This is a genomic window from Verrucosispora sp. WMMD1129 (assembly GCF_029581255.1).
In the GTDB taxonomy this organism is placed as follows: domain Bacteria; phylum Actinomycetota; class Actinomycetes; order Mycobacteriales; family Micromonosporaceae; genus Micromonospora; species Micromonospora sediminimaris.
Map to the genome: position 1 here is coordinate 1,703,487 of NZ_CP120741.1, position 17,702 is coordinate 1,721,188.

At 70.0% G+C, this 17,702-nt stretch carries 13 protein-coding genes; 4 read left to right on the plus strand and 9 right to left on the minus strand.

Annotation, left to right across the window (positions count from 1 at the left end; all coding sequences use genetic code 11):
* Window positions 1-303: 303 nt before the first annotated feature.
* The gene (locus O7624_RS07690) at window positions 304-3,150 is read right to left on the minus strand and encodes a glycoside hydrolase family 9 protein (protein ID WP_282240570.1); all 2,847 of its coding nucleotides are present in this window, start codon (window positions 3,148-3,150) and stop codon (window positions 304-306) included.
* A 460-nt stretch (window positions 3,151-3,610) separates the two neighbouring features.
* On the opposite strand from O7624_RS07690, the gene O7624_RS07695 reads away from it, so the two are divergent.
* Both O7624_RS07695 and O7624_RS07700 read left to right on the plus strand, forming a co-directional pair.
* On the plus strand, window positions 3,611-4,342 hold the full coding sequence (locus O7624_RS07695; protein ID WP_282239492.1) for an LPXTG cell wall anchor domain-containing protein: 732 nt from the start codon (window positions 3,611-3,613) through the stop codon (window positions 4,340-4,342).
* A gap of 350 nt (window positions 4,343-4,692) precedes the next feature.
* Complete coding sequence (locus tag O7624_RS07700; protein WP_282239493.1) at window positions 4,693-6,261, plus strand: aldehyde dehydrogenase family protein; 1,569 nt, start codon at window positions 4,693-4,695, stop codon at window positions 6,259-6,261.
* A 98-nt stretch (window positions 6,262-6,359) separates the two neighbouring features.
* Here the strand turns inward: O7624_RS07700 and O7624_RS07705 are convergent, their stop codons facing one another.
* Together O7624_RS07705 and O7624_RS07710 are read right to left on the minus strand one after the other, a co-directional pair.
* Complete coding sequence (locus O7624_RS07705; protein ID WP_282239494.1) at window positions 6,360-7,421, minus strand: GNAT family N-acetyltransferase; 1,062 nt, start codon at window positions 7,419-7,421, stop codon at window positions 6,360-6,362.
* Between the two features lie 101 nt (window positions 7,422-7,522).
* On the minus strand, window positions 7,523-8,224 hold the full coding sequence (locus O7624_RS07710; RefSeq protein WP_093403185.1) for an amino acid-binding protein: 702 nt from the start codon (window positions 8,222-8,224) through the stop codon (window positions 7,523-7,525).
* Between the two features lie 147 nt (window positions 8,225-8,371).
* On the opposite strand from O7624_RS07710, the gene O7624_RS07715 reads away from it, so the two are divergent.
* Both O7624_RS07715 and O7624_RS07720 read left to right on the plus strand, forming a co-directional pair.
* Entirely contained in the window at window positions 8,372-9,424 is a 1,053-nt protein-coding gene (locus O7624_RS07715) for a phosphotransferase family protein (protein WP_282239495.1), read from the plus strand.
* Window positions 9,424-10,644, plus strand: coding sequence for an acyl-CoA dehydrogenase family protein (locus O7624_RS07720; protein WP_282239496.1), 1,221 nt, complete (start codon window positions 9,424-9,426; stop codon window positions 10,642-10,644). Before O7624_RS07715 ends, O7624_RS07720 begins: the two co-directional genes overlap by 1 nt.
* A 352-nt stretch (window positions 10,645-10,996) precedes the next feature.
* Here O7624_RS07720 and O7624_RS07725 read toward each other — a convergent pair whose 3' ends face one another.
* The 6 genes from O7624_RS07725 to O7624_RS07750 form a co-directional block, all read right to left on the minus strand.
* Window positions 10,997-12,043 (minus strand): LacI family DNA-binding transcriptional regulator, encoded by a 1,047-nt coding sequence (locus O7624_RS07725; RefSeq protein WP_093402874.1) that lies wholly within the window; start codon window positions 12,041-12,043, stop codon window positions 10,997-10,999.
* A gap of 82 nt (window positions 12,044-12,125) precedes the next feature.
* Window positions 12,126-13,559, minus strand: a complete 1,434-nt coding sequence (locus O7624_RS07730) for a GH1 family beta-glucosidase (RefSeq protein WP_282239497.1) — start codon at window positions 13,557-13,559, stop codon at window positions 12,126-12,128.
* Entirely contained in the window at window positions 13,556-14,398 is an 843-nt protein-coding gene (locus tag O7624_RS07735) for a carbohydrate ABC transporter permease (RefSeq protein WP_093402872.1), read from the minus strand. Before O7624_RS07735 ends, O7624_RS07730 begins: the two co-directional genes overlap by 4 nt.
* 10 nt (window positions 14,399-14,408) lie before the next feature.
* Window positions 14,409-15,377 (minus strand): sugar ABC transporter permease, encoded by a 969-nt coding sequence (locus tag O7624_RS07740; RefSeq protein ID WP_282239498.1) that lies wholly within the window; start codon window positions 15,375-15,377, stop codon window positions 14,409-14,411.
* A 189-nt stretch (window positions 15,378-15,566) separates the two neighbouring features.
* A complete protein-coding gene (locus O7624_RS07745) occupies window positions 15,567-16,856 on the minus strand; it encodes an extracellular solute-binding protein (RefSeq protein ID WP_282239499.1) in 1,290 nt (429 codons plus the stop codon).
* A 267-nt stretch (window positions 16,857-17,123) separates the two neighbouring features.
* Window positions 17,124-17,669, minus strand: a complete 546-nt coding sequence (locus O7624_RS07750; RefSeq protein ID WP_282239500.1) for a plasmid pRiA4b ORF-3 family protein — start codon at window positions 17,667-17,669, stop codon at window positions 17,124-17,126.
* Window positions 17,670-17,702: the final 33 nt, after the last annotated feature.

A 17,702-nucleotide genomic window follows, 5' to 3' on the forward strand; every position in this document is an offset into this window, starting at 1 on the left:
CGCTATTGCGTGGGTTGAAGCAGAGCAAAGGGAGCGAGGTGGGGCAACGGTCTGACGCCGCCTATGCCACGCAGAGCGAGCATTGCTCGCTGTGTTCGGCCGGTCGGGAAGCGCCGCCAGCCACAGGTCGCCGACCAGCACAGGTCGGCCTCCGCCGCGCAGCACGCCCGGCCACAGCAGCGGTCCCGAGCGGACGCCGCTGTGCTGGCATGTCACACAGGCGTGATCGTTCCTGTGTGACATGCCAGCAGCGGAGCGTTGCACCGGCCGGCCCGGCTGCGACCCGGGGAACCGGTATTCGCGTCAGCCGATGGTGCAGGTGGCGCCGTTGAGCGTGAACGTGGTGGGCTTCGGGTTGCTGCCGGTGTGGGTGCCGTTGAAGCCGATGCCTACCGACGCGCCCGGTGCCAGGTTGCCGTTGTACGACATGTTCGTGGCGGTCACCGCCGCACCGGTCTGGGCGTACGTGGCCGACCAGCCCTGGCCGACCCGCTGTCCGGCGTTCGGGAAGCTGAACGCCAGCGTCCAGCCGTTGATCGCGGTCGTACCGGTGTTGGTGATGGTGATGTTCGCGGTGAAACCGCTGCTCCAGTCGTTGCTGCCGTAGGTGACCCGGCAGGGCGACGTGGGCAGTGGCGCCGAGGTGGTCACCATCACCGTCTGCGAGGGCGGCGAGGCGTTGCCGGCGGCGTCGATCGCGACCACGTAGAACGGGGTCGCGCTGTCAGGAGTCAAGCCGGTCAGCCGATAGGTCGGCTCGGTGACCGTGTCGATCAGGGTGTCGACCAGGTACGAACGGTAGATCCGGTACCCGACGACGCCCACGTTGTCGGTCGACGGAGCCCAGGTCAGCGTCGCACCGGTCGAGGTGACGGCGGAGACCGTGGGCGTGCCGGGCGTGGTCGGTGGGACGGTGTCCCCCGTGTCCACGGCGGGAGTCGTCACGCTCAGCGACGGTGACGAGAAGGACGTGTTGCCGGCCCTGTCCCGGGCCACCACGCTGAACTCGTACGTCCGGGCCGGCAGTACGTCGATCGTCAGCGAGTTGGTGCTGGCGTTGCTCAACGTGATCGCGTCGCTGCCGATCTGGCGGGTGCTGACAAGGTAGACGTCGACCCCGCTGCCGGAGTCGGTGGACGGCTCCCAGGTAAGACTCACCGCTCGGGAGCTGACCGAGGTGGCCACCGGGGTGCCGGGGGTGGTCGGCCGGGTGGTGTCGGGGGCGTCCGGCGCGGGCTCCGAGCCCCACACCACCTCGCCTCCGGAATAGAGCGGCACGTTGCGGTTCGGCCCGGCGGTGGCCTGGTACGACGGATCGTTCGCCGGGTCCCAGGTGCCGCCCTCGGGCACACCGACCTTGAACTGCACCTCCATCCGGTGCTGCGACTGGCCGGCCGGCGCGATGGTGTGCCCGGTGCAGTCGACCTCGACGTACCAGAGGTCGCCGCTGGCCTGGCGGGCGGTGGTCGGTGCCGGGCAGCCCTGGGTGTAGCTGGAGGTCACCTGCACCGGGCCGGTGCCGTCGGGCCGGAAGTAGTAGCGGAACTTCGCGTCGGTCAGTGCCCGGGCCGGGAAGGCCGACTTGTTGTAGATGATCGCCTTGATGCCGGTGGCTCGTGTCTCGTTCTGCATGACCGTGGTCTCCACGGTCAGTTCGTCGATGTCGGGCTGCTCGGGGACCGGGAAGTTGGCCAGCGGGGTGCCGCCGTACTCCTGGGAGAGCCGGGCCAGCGCGGAGGTGAAGCCGGCGTTGTAGTCGGTGGCGACCTCGTTCATCACGTAGTCGGACCGGTTGTCGGTGTACGCGTCGTTCGGCGAGGACGGCCCGCCGACAAGCGCGCCGTAGAGGGTGTGCCGGGTCTCGGTGGGCACCGTCTGGCTGTCCCACCAGGAGCCGTGCGCGGTGCGGTGGTGGGGGTTCTTCGGCGGGTTGGCGCCGAAGCCGATCACGTAGCTGGAGTTGCGCGGGTTGTCGCCGAGCGCGTAGTTGATCTGCCGGACGGCGAAGTCGTGGTAGCGCGCCTTGCGGGTCGCATCGGTGGTCTTGTCGCTGTAGACCAGCGCGGCGAACGCGGTGTTGGCGGCGTAGCGCAGCGCGCCCCACGAGTCGAGCACCGCCATCCCGCCGGGCGAGTACCGGACCCGCTCGCCGTTGACGCCGACGGTCCAGAAGTCCAGCCACCGGTTGGCGTCGTCGATGTACTTCTGCTTGCCGGTCAGGTTGGCCAGCAGCACGTACGCCCCGAACTGCTTGTTGTCCCAGGCCACGGTCCATTTGTACGAGCGGGTGGTGGTCTGCGGCTCGGTGCCGAGCTTGTCGTACTCGCTCTCGGCCTTGGCCAGGTACGCGGCGTCGCCGGTGGCCCGGTACAGCCAGATCGCACCCCAGACGAGTTCGTCCTGGTAGCCGCTCCAGGACCGGTAGAAGCTTGTCGCGTCGGTGATGCACTCGTGGTAGTTCTTCCGCACCGTGTCGGCGAAGGTGTAGAGCTGCCGGGCGTGGGTCAGCAGCTTGTCGGCGTACGCGGCGTCGGTGGGTCGGAACACCATGGACGAGGCGGCCATCGCGGCGGCGGTCTCCCCCGCCAGGTCCGCGCCGCCACAGCTCGCGTCGATCTTGTACGCGGGCCGCGCCATCGGCATCACCTCGGCCGGCCCCCACCACTTGTGGTCGTCGTCGCCGTTGCCCACCTGTCCGTACAGCACGTTCGGCGACGGGTGCGCCTTGACGAAGTAGTCGTTGACGTAGCGCAGGTTGTTCAGCAGGTGGGTGAGCTGGCCGGACGCCGCGTACCCGGCCCGGTACTCAACCGCGCCCCAGGCCAGCATGGTGGTGCTGAATGCCATCGGAAAGCCGAACTTCACATGGTCACCGGCGTCGTACCAGCCGCCGGTGAGGTCAAGTCCGACGTCCGAGCCGTCGCGGAGCGCCGAGTCGCCGCGCCACGAGACGCGGTTCCAGTCGGGCAGTTCCCCGGACTGCTGCGCCTCGTAGAACAGCAGGGACTTCTGTAGCGCCTCGGCGTAGTTGAAGGCCGGGGCTGCGGCGGCGGCACCGGCACCGTCGGTCGGCGCGGCGGCGGCACCGGTCGCGGGTACGCCGAGCGCGAGCGCGAGGCCGGCGGCGAGTGCGGTGACGGCGGCCAGCATCCGGCGGGGCCAGGGCTGGTCGGTGCGGTGACGCGGCCAGGGCTGGTTCGGCAGAGGTCGGTCGGCGTGGACGTGGCCCGACCGTGGGGGTAGATGCATGCGACTACTCCTGTCGATGCGTGCCCGACGGCATCGACCGGACGCGTGCCCGCGTCGGGGTGGACGGCTGCCGGCGGTGGTGGTGGCGGCGAGGTGGCTCCAACAGGACCGGGAGCGCTCCCATGGATAGTTGACAATGTAATCCGGGCACCGTCGGTTGGGAAGCCCGCCCGGCGATGCCGCTGGGCGTCGGAGGGCCGTCTGGCGTTACACCGACACGCGCGCCGACAGCCCCGGAGACACCCTCGCGGGCACATCGCGACTTCAGGTCTGCCCAGGTCAGACCGTTCGCCCGAGATCAGAACCGGCCATCCGGATGCGAGCATGTGCCGTCATCCCGCTGAGATCCGGAGGAATTCTCATGCCACAGCGTCGGCACGTGGCGCGTGCGGCCGTTTCCGGCGTCGCCGCCACGGCCCTCCTCGCCCTCGCCGCCCCGGCCTGGGCGAGCAGCACAGTTCCGCTTCACTCGGCCCACCAGGGTTCCACTGCGGCCGACTTCCAGCAGCAGTGCGCGGACACCAGGTTCGCCGATCGCCCCGCCGACCACGACGGCTGGCACTTCGTCCTGCCCGGCGGTCCGTCCGCAGGCGGTTTCGAGAGCCTGACACTCACCTTCGACAACGGCTCCGGCACGGTCGACGTCACCGTGCCCGACGCCGCCGACGCCTACCCGGACGCGCTCTACCCCGCTGGGCAGAACGAGTCCCGACTTATCCACGCCTATCTGTTCACCCCGGCCGGGTGGACGCTGGTGGACGGTAGCGCCACGATCAGCGGCCAGGGTGACCGCTTCAACCTCAGCCACACCTGCGCCGGCCAGCCGACCCCGGAGTCACCGACGCCCACGCCCACCACTTCGGAGTCGCCCACCCCGACGCCGACCGTCCCCGAGTCGCCGGTCCCGTCGGACACGCCGTCGGCCAGCCCGTCGAACGGCACCGGCGGTGGCGGCGGTGACGACGACGGCAGCCTGCCGGTCACCGGCGCGGCGGCGACGACCATGGCTCTGGTCGGCGTCGGCCTGATCGGTGGCGGTGTCGCCCTGGTCGCGCTGCGACGTCGGCGTGACGGGATCACCTTCACCAGCTGACAGCACCATCCCAGAACGGCCGCCGGCACCCCTCCGGCGGCCGTTCTCGTCGTTGGGTACGAGTGGACGCCTCCCAGGCCGATGCCACCGCCGGGTAGCCGCGATCGTACTCGCCAGTAACAAAGGGGGAATGTTCACATCATCGATGTGCGACGATATGCGTGCGGAAAATCGGCAGGTGAGAGGCGTCGACCACGGGACAGGACGCACCATCCACTCAGGAGCGCCAAGCCTCGGGTGTCCTGCAATACGGACCGTACTGTTGCCGTCGCGCTGGGCGGCACGCGACAGTACGCGGCACCTGGCGGCACCCCTCGACGGCCGCTCCCCGCCCACCTGAGGAGATCGCGATGGCTCTACGACTCGCCGACGGAACCTCCTGGCCAGACACCCTCGCCCAGGCGGTGGCCGCCACCGGTGAGGCGTTCGACCGCCTGGGCGACGGCACCACCACCTTGCGGAACCTGGTCGGCGGCGAGTGGCGCACCGGCGGCACGCCCACGCCGACGCGTACCCCGGTCGACAACAGCGTGCTGGTCAACCTGCCGCGACTGGACGCGGCGACCGCCCACGACGCGGTCGCGCACGCCGCCGCGGCCCACGCCAGCTGGGCGGAGACCCCGCTGGCCGAACGCAGGTCGCGGGTCACCGACGCCCTCAACGCCCTCACCGCCCAGCGCGACCTGCTGGCCCTGCTGCTGGTCTGGGAGATCGGCAAGCCGTGGCGCCTGGCCTGCGCCGACGTGGACCGCGCACTCGACGGGGTGCGCTGGTACGTCGACGAGATCGATCGGATGCTCGCCGGCGGTCGCGCCCCGCTGCCCGGCCCGGTCAGCAACATCGCCTCCTGGAACTACCCGATGAGCGTGCTGGTGCACGCCGAACTGGTGCAGCTGCTCGCCGGCAACGCGGTCATCGCCAAGACACCGTCCCAGGGCGGCGCGGTCTGTCTCACCGTGGCGCACGCGCTGCTGCACCGCGCCGGACTGCCCGCCACCCTGCTCTCCGGCAGCGGCGAGGCGCTGTCCGAGGTGCTGGTACGGGCACCGGAGATCGGCGCGGTGGCGTTCGTGGGTGGCCGCTCCAACGGGGGCAAGGTGGCTGCTGCGCTGCTCGACTCGAACAAACGCCACTTCATCGAGCAGGAGGGCCTCAACGCCTGGGGCATCTGGAACTTCTCCCAGTGGGATCTGCTCGCGGCTCACCTCAAGAAGGGCTTCGAGTACGGCAAACAGCGCTGCACCGCGTACCCCCGGTTCGTGGTCCAGCGGGACCTGGTCGACGAGTTCCTCGACATGTACCTGCCGGTGGTCCGCTCGGTCCGGTTCGGGCACCCGCTCGCGGTCGGCGAGACCTGGCAGGCCGGAGACCCGTTGCCGGAGCTGGACTTCGGCCCGCTGATCAGCGCCGCCAAGGCCGACGAGCTGCACCGCAAGGTCGACGAGGCGGTACGGGGCGGCGCCGTCCCGTTGTACCGGGGCAAACTCGACGGCGCGCCGTTCCTGCCCGGGCAGGACACTTCGGCGTACGTCGCGCCGTCGGTGCTGCTCGCCCCACCCGGCCGGTCCCGGCTCATGCACGCCGAGCCGTTCGGCCCGGTCGACACCATCGTCGTGGTCGACACCACCGACGAGTTGCTGGCCCAGATGAACGCCTCAAACGGCGCGCTGGTGGCCTCCCTCGCCTGCGACGACACCGACGAGGCGGCGAAGCTGGCAGTCGACCTGCAAGCCTTCAAGGTGGGCATCAACCGGCCCCGCTCCCGGGGTGACCGGCAGGAGCCGTTCGGCGGCCGGGGCGCTTCCTGGAAGGGTGCCTTCGTCGGTGGGGATCTGCTGGTCCAGGCCGTGACCGTGGGCGACGACGATCGCCTCTACGGCAACTTCCAGGACCGCACCGCCCTACCTCCGAGCATCTGACCGCATCCGGTCAGGAGGCACGCGGTGGGCAGGACCCCCGCACCGGGAATCCTGCCCACCTCACCGGCCTCCGCACCGGAGGTCGGTCGTCTGGGCCGTCAGCCGGCGCTCTTCGCTGCCGCCGGTACCTCGGCGGCCAACGGCACGGTCATGGTCAGCAGTGCGCCGTCCCGCTGGACGGTGGTCGGCCGGGACAACCGGCGCAGCGTACGCAGCATCGGCGCGTTGTCCGCCTGGACGTGCAGCACCATCGCCGCGTAGCCGGCCGACTCGGCTTGCCGGGTCAACCGACGCAGCAACGTCGAGCCCAGCCCACGGCGCTGCCAGTCGTCGCGTACCAACAGCGCCACCTCGGCCTCATCGCCCTCGGCGAGCAGGTTCGCCATCGCGACGACCGACTCCGCCGCCCCGCCGGAGCCGGTCGTCGCGGCGACCAGGGTCAGCCCACGGGCCGGCTCCAGGAGCCGACGCAGTCGGGCCGGGGAGGGAATTACCGCACCGCCGAGGTAACGGCGCTGCCGGCTGCGCACCGAGCAGGCCTGGTGCAACTCGACCACGGCCGTCAGGTCCTCCGCCACGGCGGGGCGTACGGTCAGCTCGGCACCGTCGGGCAGGACCACGGTGACCTGTTCGGTGCTGCGCCGGGCTGCGGTGGCCCCCAGTTCGAGCAGCGCCTGGGCCCGGGCGTACTCGGCCGGGGTGAAGCTCGGCGCGACCCGGCGCAGGGTGTACGACCCGCCGTTCGGGTCGGCCAGCAGCATCGTCATCCCGTCGATCCCGGGCCGGGCCAGGGCCGGCGCGGCCCGCCAGGTCACCTCGTCGGCGCCGAGCAGGGCCCGTAGCACCTCACCTGTCGCGTCCGGGTCGTGCACCAGCCGGGTCGCCAGCCCGAGCACCCGGGTCGGCTGATCGGCCAGGCCACGCGCCTCGCTGCGCGCCACCCAGCAGTCCCGCCCCCGGCCCCGCTCGACCGCGGCGAGCAGTCCCGCCTCGTCGAGGGTGTCCGGCGCGTCGACGAGGAAATCATCGACGGCACCCTGCTCGGTGGTGTGCACCTGCACGGTGAGGATATTGACTCCACGCAACGCGAGGCTCGCCGTGAGCACCGACAGGTAACCCGGTCGGTCGTCCACGGTGGCTCGGATCCGCCACAGCGTCATCGTTGCCTCCCTTCGCCTGCCACCCTCGTCCGCGGCTGTTGCCGGTCGGTTGCCTCACCGTGTCCAGCCGCGATCGGCCCTGCGGTCTGCGTCACAACGGCTCAGGGTTTGGCGCTGACCGGCGGAGCGCCCACCAGGTCGAGCCGGTCACCGAGGATCACGGCGCAGGCCCGGACCAGCTGGGCCAGTCGGTCCACCTCGGTGGAGTGGAAGGCGGCCGGCGTTAGGGTCTCGCTGTGCTCGCGGGACACCACCAGCACCAGCCCGGCCCGACCGAACGGTGCGACCGCGAAATGGCCGCCGTCGGGCGCGGTCATCGACCGGGCGCGCAGCGGGGTCACCTCCGGCAGCATCGGCGGCACCGGGGTACGCCAACTGGCGTGCCCGACCGTCGCACCGCCCCCTCCGGTACGCGATGCCCAGTCCACCGGCACCATCGCGGCGACGGACCAGTCGGCGGCGAGCAGCCCTGGCACCGCGTCGACAAGGGTCGCCAGCCCGTCGGCCGGGTTGGCGGCGACCTGGGCCAGCAGCTCGGCATCCTGGCCGGTGGTGGTGGGCGCGCCGATCGCCCGCCAGACCCCGTCCACCCGTACGCCGGGGATCGCCGCCAGGCCGGCCAGCAGACGTTCCACCCGCGCGACGCCCGGCCACACCACCGTGAAGTCGTCGACCGCCCGCCCGCCGAGGCGTTCCAGCACGACCACCTGGACGATGTCCGCCCCGGACACGCCGAGGGTGCGCGCGACCTGACCGAGCGTGCCAGGACGGTCCGGCAGGGTGACCCGAACGCGCAGCAACATCTCAAACCCTCCGCTCGGCGGGCCGGCACAGTGGCCGGCAGGCTGGTGTCAGCCTGGCAGTTGACCATTTCGTCCCTGTTGCGGCGGCATGTCCCGAGGGTCAAACCTGACCTTGACAACCCGCCGGAGCTGCCATGGACTGTCCGGATGACCGAACCGACCGCCGGCTCGCCCGCCGGTCTGGATCTGGACCGGCTCGGCGACCACCTGGCGGCGCACCGCCCCGATCTGGCCGCCGGCCCGTTACGGGCCGAGCTGATCGCCGGTGGCCGGTCGAACCTGACCTACCTGGTGCACGCCGGCGAGCGGGAGATGGTGCTGCGTCGACCCCCGCTCGGGCACGTGCTGGCCACCGCGCACGACATGACCCGGGAGTTCCGGGTCATCTCGGCGCTCGCCCCGACCGACGTCCCGGTGCCCGGCGCCCTGCTGCTCTGTCCCGAGCCGGAGGTGCTGGGGGCGCCGTTCTACCTGATGGAGCGGGTGCCGGGCGAGGTGTTCCGGAGCCGTTCCCGCACCGACCGGCTCACCGACGAGCAGCGACACGGGCTGGCCATGACGATGATGGACACCCTGGCAACGCTGCACACGGTGGAGCCGGCGGCGGTCGGGCTGGCTGACTTCGGCCGCCCGGAAGGGTTCCTGGCCCGGCAGGTCCGCCGCTGGTCGGGGCAGCTCGACCGCTCCCGCAGCCGGCCGGTGCCCGGCATCGACGAGCTACGCGACCGGCTCGCCGCCACCGCGCCGGACGGGGCCAACGCCGGCCGGATCGTGCACGGGGACTTCCGGCTGGACAACCTGCTCGCCACCGTCGACCCGGTGACGGTGACGGCGGTGCTGGACTGGGAGATGGCCACCCTGGGCGACCCGCTGACCGACCTGGGGCTGTTGCTGACGTACTGGGAGGTGCTCGGCGGCAGTGCGGCCTCCGACGGAAACCCCGTCGCCGACGGTCTGGGCCCGCGTGCCGGCTTCCCCGGCGGCGCCGAGCTGATCGACCGGTACGCCGGCCGCAGCGACGTCGACGTCGGCCCGCTGCACTGGCACATCGCGCTGGGCTGCTTCAAACTCGCCGTCATCTGCGAGGGCATCCACTACCGGCACACCCTCGGCCAGACCCTCGGTGAGGGCTTCGACACCATCGGGGGCCTCGTTGCCCCGCTGGTCGCACACGGACTGACCGCGGTGAGGGAGACCTGATGGACTTCGCGTACGACGCCCGGACCGAGCAGCTGCGCACGGAGCTGACCGATTTCCTGGAGCGGCACGTGTACCCGGCCGAGCCGGTGCACGCCGCCCAGGTGGCCGCCGCCGGTGACCCGTGGGCCCGCCCGCCGGTGCTGGCCGAGCTGAAGGCCGAGGCGCGCCGACGCGGCCTGTGGAACCTCTTCCTGCCCGATCCGCGCCACGGTGCCGGGCTGACCAACCTCCAGTACGCCCCGCTGGCCGAACTGACCGGCCGCAGCCCGCACCTCGCTGCAGAGGCGCTCAACTGCGCCGCACCGGACACCGGCAACATGGAACTGCTCGCCGAGTTCGGCTCCCCCGCCCAGCAGGAACGCTGGCTCACGCCGCTGCTGGCGGGCGAGATCCGCTCCGCGTTCTGCATGACCGAGCCCGACGTGGCCTCCTCCGACGCGACGAACATCGCCACGTCGATCCGCCGCGACGGTGACCACTACGTGGTCGACGGCCGCAAGTGGTGGTCCTCCGGCGCGATGGACCCGGCCTGCGAGATCCTCATCGTGATGGGCAAGACCGACCCGGCCGCCGACCGGCACCGCCAGCAGAGCATGATCCTGGTCCCGCGCGACACTCCCGGGGTCACCGTCCGTCGGGGGATGCGGGTCTTCGGCTACAGCGACGCCTCACACGGCGGGCACGCCGAGATCGACTTCGACAGCGTACGGGTGCCAGCGGAGAACCTGGTCGGTGCCGAGGGCACCGGCTTCGCCATCGCCCAGGCCCGGCTCGGCCCCGGCCGGATCCACCACTGCATGCGCCTGATCGGGATGGCCGAGCGGGCGTTGGAACTGCTCTGCCGTCGGGCCGTCGAGCGGGTCGCCTTCGGCCGCCCGCTCGCCGAGCAGGGCGTGGTACGCGAGTGGATCGCCGAGGCCCGGGTCCGCATCGAACAGGCCCGGCTGCTGGTGCTCAAGACGGCCTGGCTGATGGACACCGTCGGCAACAAGGGCGCACACACCGAGATCCAGGCCATCAAGATCGCCACACCGGCGATGGCCGAGTGGGTCATCGACAAGGCCATCCAGGCGTACGGCGCGGCCGGGGTCAGCCAGGACACTCCCCTCGCCGCGCTCTGGGCCCAGGCCCGCACCCTGCGCCTCGCCGACGGTCCCGACGAGGTGCACCGCAACAGCCTCGCCAAACGCGAGCTTCGCCGCTGGACCGCCCCGGCCTGAACACCACCGCCCACCCGGCTGATCAGATCCGCATCCGACAAGCCCTCCGGCGTGACTTTCCGTGGTCTTCGCCGCTCCCCCAGACCCGGTGTGCCCCACCTTTGCTCTGCTTCAACCGACGCAACAGTTACTTTCAGCAACCGCGCCGAGCCGGTGACTCGATCCCGCCTTCGCATTACCGCAGTTCAGGCGCTAGTGCGTGGGTTGAAGCAGAGCAAAGCGTGCGAGGTGGCACTGAGTGCCGACGGGGAGAAGTGACACAGCGTCAGAACTGCGGAGAGTTATCGCGGGGCGGGTAAGCACCGGCCCGCGTACGACCCGCCGCCAGCACCCGCCCGGGGTGGCGCGTGGTTCAGGCGGAGGCGCGCTCGACGAACTGGGTGTCCAGGACGACGTGTGGAGTGGCAAGCTCGTCGCCGCGGATCCGGTCGACCAGCAGCCGCGCCATCTGCCGGCCCATCTCCTCCACCGGCTGGAACACCGACGTCAGTGGCGGGTTGGCCTGCCGGGCGATCGGTTCGTCGCCGAAACCGACCACGGCCACGTCCTGCGGCACCCGACGGCCGGCCTCCCGCAGCGTCCGCATGGCACCGAAGGCCATCAGGTCGGCGGCCACGAAGACGGCGTCCAGGTCGGGGCAGCGCTCCAGCAACCCCCGCATGGCCGTCGCGCCGCTCTCCTCGCTGAAGTCGCCGTACGCGATCAGGTCGGGGTTGACGCCGAACCCGGCGGTGCGGACCGCATCCCGATAGCCGGACAACCGGGCCAGGCCGGCGCCCATGTCCTGCGGGCCGGCGATGGTGGCGATGCGCCGCCGTCCCCGACCGGCGAGGTACTCGACCGCCTGGCGTGCCCCACCGGCGTTGTTGACGTCGACGAACGAGGCGGGCTGCGCCTCGGGGTGCAGCATCCGCGCGGGCCGTCCGCCGAGCACGGTGGGCAGGCCACGCTCCTCCAGCAGGGTGGGCAGCGGATCGTCGTCGTGCAGCGACAGCAGCAGTACGCCGTCGATGTGCTGGTTGGTCAGGTGGTGCTCGACCCGCTCCCGCTCCAGCGGCGACTGGGCCATGGCCAGCCAGAGCTGCAACGGCGTCTCCAGCAGGGCGGAGCTGATCCCCCGGACGATGCCGGCGAAGAACGGCTCGGCGAAGATTCGCTCACCGGACTCGCTGACCACCAGGGCCACCGAGTCGGTCCGCTGGGTGACCAGCGCCCGAGCCGCGCGGTTGGGTACGTACCCCAGTTCGGCAATGGCCTGTTGCACGGCGGCCCGGGCCTCCGGACTCACCTGCGGGGAGCCGTTGACCACCCGGGAGACCGTGCCGCGGCCCACCCCGGCGCGGGCGGCAACCGCGTCGAGCGTCGGCCGCCCGAGCGACCGGGTGCGCTGCGTTGTCATCGTCTGCTCCTCCGACGTCAGGCGGCCCCGGCACCTTCACCAGCGCTGGTGCCGGGCCGCCCGTTACTGGCTGGCCATCGCCCTATTGTGCGGCCAGACCGTTGCGTCGGATCACCTCCGCGTACCACCTGGCACTGGACTTGGGGATGCGGGTCTGCTTGTCGTAGTCGACGTAGATCATGCCGAACCGCTTCGTGTAGCCCCAGGCCCACTCGAAATTATCCATCAGCGACCAGGCGAAGTATCCCCGCAGGGGGACGCCCGCGCTGATCGCCTCGTGGGAGGCGCGCAGGTGGGCGTCGAAATAGGCCAGCCGGTCGACGTCGTCGACCTGACCCTCGACAACCTCGTCGACGAAGGCCGAGCCGTTCTCGGTCACGTAGAGCGGAAGGTCCGTGTACTCTTCGTGAACCCGACGCAGCGTCTCCACCAGCCCGGGAGCGTCGATCTCCCAGTTCATGTCGGTCACCGGGACCCCCCGGGTGACGAACCGGACGTCCTCGCTGCCCGGCCAGCAGGCCTGGTCCCGCCAGTAGGCCTCCGGCTGCTCGCCGGGGATCGGCGCGGCCACCACGTGCCGGCTGTAGTAGTTGACGCCCACCACGTCCAACGGAGTGGAGATGGTAGCCAGGTCACCGTCGTGAACGTGGCCGAAGTCGGTCACCTTCGCCAGGTCGGCCACCAGGTCGTCCGGGTAGGCGCCGCGCAGGATCGGGTCGAGGAAGAACCGGTTGGCCAGCGCGTCGATCCGCCGGGCCGCGTCGACGTCGCCCGGCGAGTCGCTGGCCGGGGTGACCGGGTACAGGTTGACGGTCACCCCGAGCTGCGCCTGTGGCACCGCCGTACGCAGCGCCTGCACGGCGAGCCCGTGGCCGAGCATCAGGTGATGTCCGGCACGGACCGCGTCGGCCCCGTCGGAGCGGCCCGGGGCGTGCACCCCGGAGCCGTACCCGAGGAAGGCCGAGCACCAGGGCTCGTTGAGCGTGGTCCAGTACTTCACCCGGTCGCCCAACGCGTCCGCCACCAACAGCGAGTAGTCGGCGAACCGGGCGGCGGTGTCCCGGGCCGGCCAGCCACCGGCGTCCTCCAACTCCTGCGGCAGATCCCAGTGGTAGAGGGTGAGCCAGGGCTCGATTCCGTTGGCCAGCAGCTCGTCGACCAGCCGCTGGTAGAAGTCGAGCCCTTCGGCGTTCGCCGGACCCGATCCGCCCGGCTGCACCCGGGGCCAGGACACCGAGAACCGGTACGACTTCAGCCCGAGCTCGGCCATCAGCCGGACGTCGTCGCTGAGCCGGTGGTAGTGGTCGCAGGCGACGTCGCCGGTGTGCCCGGCGACCGTCCGACCCTCGGTGTGGCTGAAGGTGTCCCAGATCGACGCGGTCCGACCGCCTTCGTTCGCCGCGCCCTCGATCTGGTACGCGGCGGTCGCCGCGCCCCAGAGGAAGCCGGGCGGGAAGGTAAGTGGCGGACGCTCGTCGAGGACGCCGACGGCGGGCGGGGTGGCGGGGTTGCTCACGACTTGACTGCACCTTCCATGATCCCGCCGATGATCTGGCGGCCGAAGAGAAGAAAGACGAGCACCAGCGGGATGGTGCCGACCGCCGTGGCGGCGAAGACCTGGGAATAGTCCGTGTAGTAGGCGTACGAGAGGAAGGAGAGCGAGACCTGCAGGGTCGGGTTCTCCGGGGTGAGGATCGCGTACGGCCAGAGGAAGGAGTTCCAGGTCTCCATGAAGGTGAGCAGACCGAGCACGCCGGCCGCTGGGCGCAGCGCGGGCAGCACGATGTTCCAGTAGATCCGGAAGGTGCTGGCACCGTCGACGCGGCCGGCCTCGATCAGCTCGTCGGAGATCGCCTGGCTGGCGTACTGCCGCATCATGAAGACGCCGAAGGCGCTGACCAGGAACGGCACGGTCACCGCGTAGAGGGTGTCGTACCACCCCAGCGACTGCATCATGCTCCAGAGCGGGATGAGACCCATCTGGGTCGGGATCATCATGGTGACGATGATCGCCAGCAGCAGCACGTTGCGACCGCGGAAGCGCAGCTTCGCGAAGGCGAAGCCGGCCAGGGAGCCGGTGAGCACCACCGACACGGTGACCACCGACGAGACGATGATCGAGTTCATCAGGCCCTTGAGGAAGTTGGCCGCGTCGTTGTCGAGCACCCGCCCGAAGTTGTCACCGAACGCGCCGGCCGGGGTCATCGGCGGCGGCACGTCGTTGATGGACTCCAGGCTCCGGGTGCCGATCACGATCATGTAGTAGAAGGGGTAGATCGACAGCAACGCCGCCAGGACGAGCGCCATGTAGGTCAGTGGACTGGTGCGCCACAGGCGCTTTGAAGCCGAGATCATCGATCTCTCCTCACTTGGCCGCGCGGCGGACGAGTATGAAGTTGATCAGCGACACGAGGACGATGATCATGAAGATCGCCCAGGCGACCGCGGCTCCGTAACCTGCGGTACTCAGGTTGTAGATGCCCTTCTCGTACATGTACATCGCCAGCGTCTGGAACTCCCGCTGGTTGCCGCCGATGATGCTGCCGTTGGCGAAGAGCAGCGGCTCGGTGAACAGCTGCATGCCGCCGATCGTGGAGAGGATGACCACGAAGATGAAGGTGGGCTTGAGCATCGGCAGGGTGATCTGCCAGAACTGCCGCCACGGGCTGGCCCCGTCGATCGCAGCCGCCTCGTACAGATCCTTCGGGATGGCCTGCATGCCGGCGAGCAGGATCAGGGTGTTGTAGCCGGTCCACCGCCAGTTGACCATCGTGGCGATCGCGGTCCAGGAACTCCACTCCTGCGCACGCCAGTCGATCTGGTCCACCCCGACGAGACCGAGCAGCCAGTTGAACAGGCCGAAGTCTCGCTGGAACAGCATGCCGAAGACGATCGCGACGGCGGCCACCGAAACCACGTTCGGCACGAAGATGGCCATCCGGAAGAAGGTCTTGGCGCGCAGCAGGGTCTGGTTGAGCAGGTTCGCCAGGAACAGCGCCATCAGCAGCTGCGGGATGGTCGACAGGGCGAAGATGCCGAACGTGTTGACCAGCGCGTTCCAGAAGTATTCGTCGGAGAACAACTCGGTGTAGTTGTCGAGCCCGATGAACGTGTGCTCGCCGACCATGTCCCAGTCGTGCAGCGACATCCACGCGGTGCGCAGCATCGGGTACAGCCCGAAGGCTCCGAAGATCAGGAAGAACGGCGCGATGTAGAGGTACGGGGAGTACTTGAGATCCAGGCGGTTGAAGAGATAGCCCCGGCGGCGCCGGGCGGGGACATCGGGGGGTGGTGCTGCTGGCGACGGCGGTGCCGTCGTGGCCGACAGGCTCATGACGACACTCCGCTGCGCTCCGTGCCGCCACGAGGCACCACGGCACTGAGGTGATGATTCGCTCGCTTACGCTCGCTCATTCGAGTTTCCTTTTCCAGCGAGGCCCGGGGGCCCTCACGCAGGATGCTGCGCGGTGGGGACCGACCGGTGGCGTCCGGGTAGTCCCGAACGCCACCGGAAGGGAATCACTCAGAAGACGCCCTGGGTCTGCGCGTCCTTAGTGAACTGCTCCCAGGCCGCATCCTTGCTGGCCTGCCCGTTCTCGAACGCCCGCATCGCCGGCTCGAACGCGTTCTCCTTGACCGCCTGGTGCTTCGGGCCCAGGTGGATCGGCTGGATCTGGGCGACGCTCTCGCCGAAGATCTTGCCGGTCGGCGCGTTGCTGAAGTACTCGTTGGTGTAGCTGAGGAAGGCCTCGTTCTTCAGCGCCTCCAGGTTGGTGGGCAGCGGGCCCTTGGCCTTGAAGGCCTCCACCTGGCTGGTGGCGTTGGTCAGGAACTCGGCGAGCTTCGCCGCCTCCTCCGGGTACTTGCTCTGCTCCGGCACAGCCAGCCACGAGCCGCCCCAGTTACCGCCGCCGCCCGGCACGGCCGCCACGTCCCACTTGCCCTTGTTCTCCTCACCGGAGTTGTCCGCGACGATGCCGAGCATCCAGGACGGGCAGAAGGTGGCCGCGAAGGTGCCCTGCTTGAAGCCGCCGGACCACTCGGGCGACCAGGTGGACGCCTTGGCGGAGATGTCCACCATCGAGGTGGCGGTGTCCCAGGCAGCCTTCACCGCGGGGCTGGAGTCCGCGATGATGTTGTTCTCCTTGTCGTAGAACAGGTCGCTGCCCTGCTGGAACAGCACGCCGTTCGAGACCGCCGTGATCGAGTCGATGAACGCCTTGCCGGTGGCCTGCTTGTACTTCTGGCCAGCCTGGTGGAAGCCGTTCCAGTCCGGCCAGAGCGCCGAGACCGCGTCCCGCTCGGTGGGCAGGCCGGCCGCCTCGAAGAGGTCCTTGCGGTAGCAGACCGCGAGGCTGCCGACGTCGGTCGGCAGGCCGATCAGCCGACCGTCCGGCGCCTTGCCCAGCTCCCACTTCCAGGGCAGGTAGTCGTCGGCGATCTCGGACGACACCAGCGGAGTCAGGTCAGCCCAGTTGCGCGGGTTGGCCTTGAACTCGTTGAGGATGCCCTCTTCCAGGGCGGTCACGTCGGCCGCGCCCTTGCCGGTGGCGAGGTAACGGACCAGCTTCGGCCGGTACTCGCCGAGCTGTGCGGTCTTGCGCAGCTCGATCTTGATGCCGGTCTGCTGCTCGTACTGCTTGATGAGCTCGTCGTAGCCGAACTCGCCGAAGGTGTCGACGACCAGCTTCGCGGGCTTCTCGCCCTCAGCCGGCGTGTCGTCGTCATTGCCGCAAGCCGCGAGACCGCCGACAGCGGTGATCGCGGCCAGGGCGGCTGCCGCCATGCGGGAACGCCGCGTGGTGAGGCTCATCCTGACCCCTCTTTCGATGGTGAGGCTGCATTTGTCTGTGGTGGGGGGTGCCGCAGCGCCTGCCGACACCGGCTGCGTCAGCCGGGGTCGGCGCCCAAGCGCGCGCCATGTGATCCACGCCTCTTGGGAACGCTCCCATGAGATTGCCGGCAGGTGTCGGGAGTGTCAATAGTCCAGTGGGAGCGATCCCAGATCGTTACCACGCAGCTCGTTTGACCCGGCAAACAATCGGGAAAGGCAGCTGGGTTGCGATCCGGAAGCGGTGTTTCAGCAGAGACGACGCAACAGGGTGTCCACCCGGCCGGCGTCGAAGGCCGCCGGGTCGAAGCCGGCACCCACCCAGTCCCGCATCGTCAGATGCTCCGGATGGCCCGGCTCGGCCAACGCGGCGAGCAGCACCAGGTAGCCCTGTGGCCCGCCGACGTCCTCCGGTGGGCAGGCCCGCTCCCCGTCGAGGCAGCGCGGATAGCGCTCGTCCGCCTCGGCGGTCAGGGCGTCCTCCACCAGCAGGTCGTGCTCCCACCAGTCACCGAAGTCGTACGTGTAGTGGAACCGGCTGCCCTTGCCGACCACCGCGTCCAACCGGACGTCCAACTCGTCGTGCAGGGCCAGCTCGCCGTCGGGGTCGGGTTCGCCGTACTGCACGCCGTCGATCTCAAACGAGTGCAGGTGACAGTCGTGCCAGCCCATCGCGTGCTGCACCACCCGGTGCAGCCGGTCCAGGGTGTAACCGCCGGGTACCAGCACCCGGCGCCAGATCGCCGGACGAACCCCGGACAGGGACATCCTCAGCTGGAAGATCTGACGCGGCATGGGTGTCCCATCCTCCCTCGGCATAGGCTGCGA

Coding starts and splice junctions, on each gene's coding strand:
- O7624_RS07690 (WP_282240570.1), bottom strand. CDS start 3,150: ATGCTGGCCGCCGTCACCGCACTCGCCGCCGGCCTCGCGCTCGCGCTC.
- O7624_RS07695 (WP_282239492.1), top strand. CDS start 3,611: ATGCCACAGCGTCGGCACGTGGCGCGTGCGGCCGTTTCCGGCGTCGCC.
- O7624_RS07700 (WP_282239493.1), top strand. CDS start 4,693: ATGGCTCTACGACTCGCCGACGGAACCTCCTGGCCAGACACCCTCGCC.
- O7624_RS07705 (WP_282239494.1), bottom strand. CDS start 7,421: ATGACGCTGTGGCGGATCCGAGCCACCGTGGACGACCGACCGGGTTAC.
- O7624_RS07710 (WP_093403185.1), bottom strand. CDS start 8,224: ATGTTGCTGCGCGTTCGGGTCACCCTGCCGGACCGTCCTGGCACGCTC.
- O7624_RS07715 (WP_282239495.1), top strand. CDS start 8,372: ATGACCGAACCGACCGCCGGCTCGCCCGCCGGTCTGGATCTGGACCGG.
- O7624_RS07720 (WP_282239496.1), top strand. CDS start 9,424: ATGGACTTCGCGTACGACGCCCGGACCGAGCAGCTGCGCACGGAGCTG.
- O7624_RS07725 (WP_093402874.1), bottom strand. CDS start 12,043: ATGACAACGCAGCGCACCCGGTCGCTCGGGCGGCCGACGCTCGACGCG.
- O7624_RS07735 (WP_093402872.1), bottom strand. CDS start 14,398: ATGATCTCGGCTTCAAAGCGCCTGTGGCGCACCAGTCCACTGACCTAC.
- O7624_RS07740 (WP_282239498.1), bottom strand. CDS start 15,377: ATGAGCCTGTCGGCCACGACGGCACCGCCGTCGCCAGCAGCACCACCC.
- O7624_RS07745 (WP_282239499.1), bottom strand. CDS start 16,856: ATGAGCCTCACCACGCGGCGTTCCCGCATGGCGGCAGCCGCCCTGGCC.
- O7624_RS07750 (WP_282239500.1), bottom strand. CDS start 17,669: ATGCCGCGTCAGATCTTCCAGCTGAGGATGTCCCTGTCCGGGGTTCGT.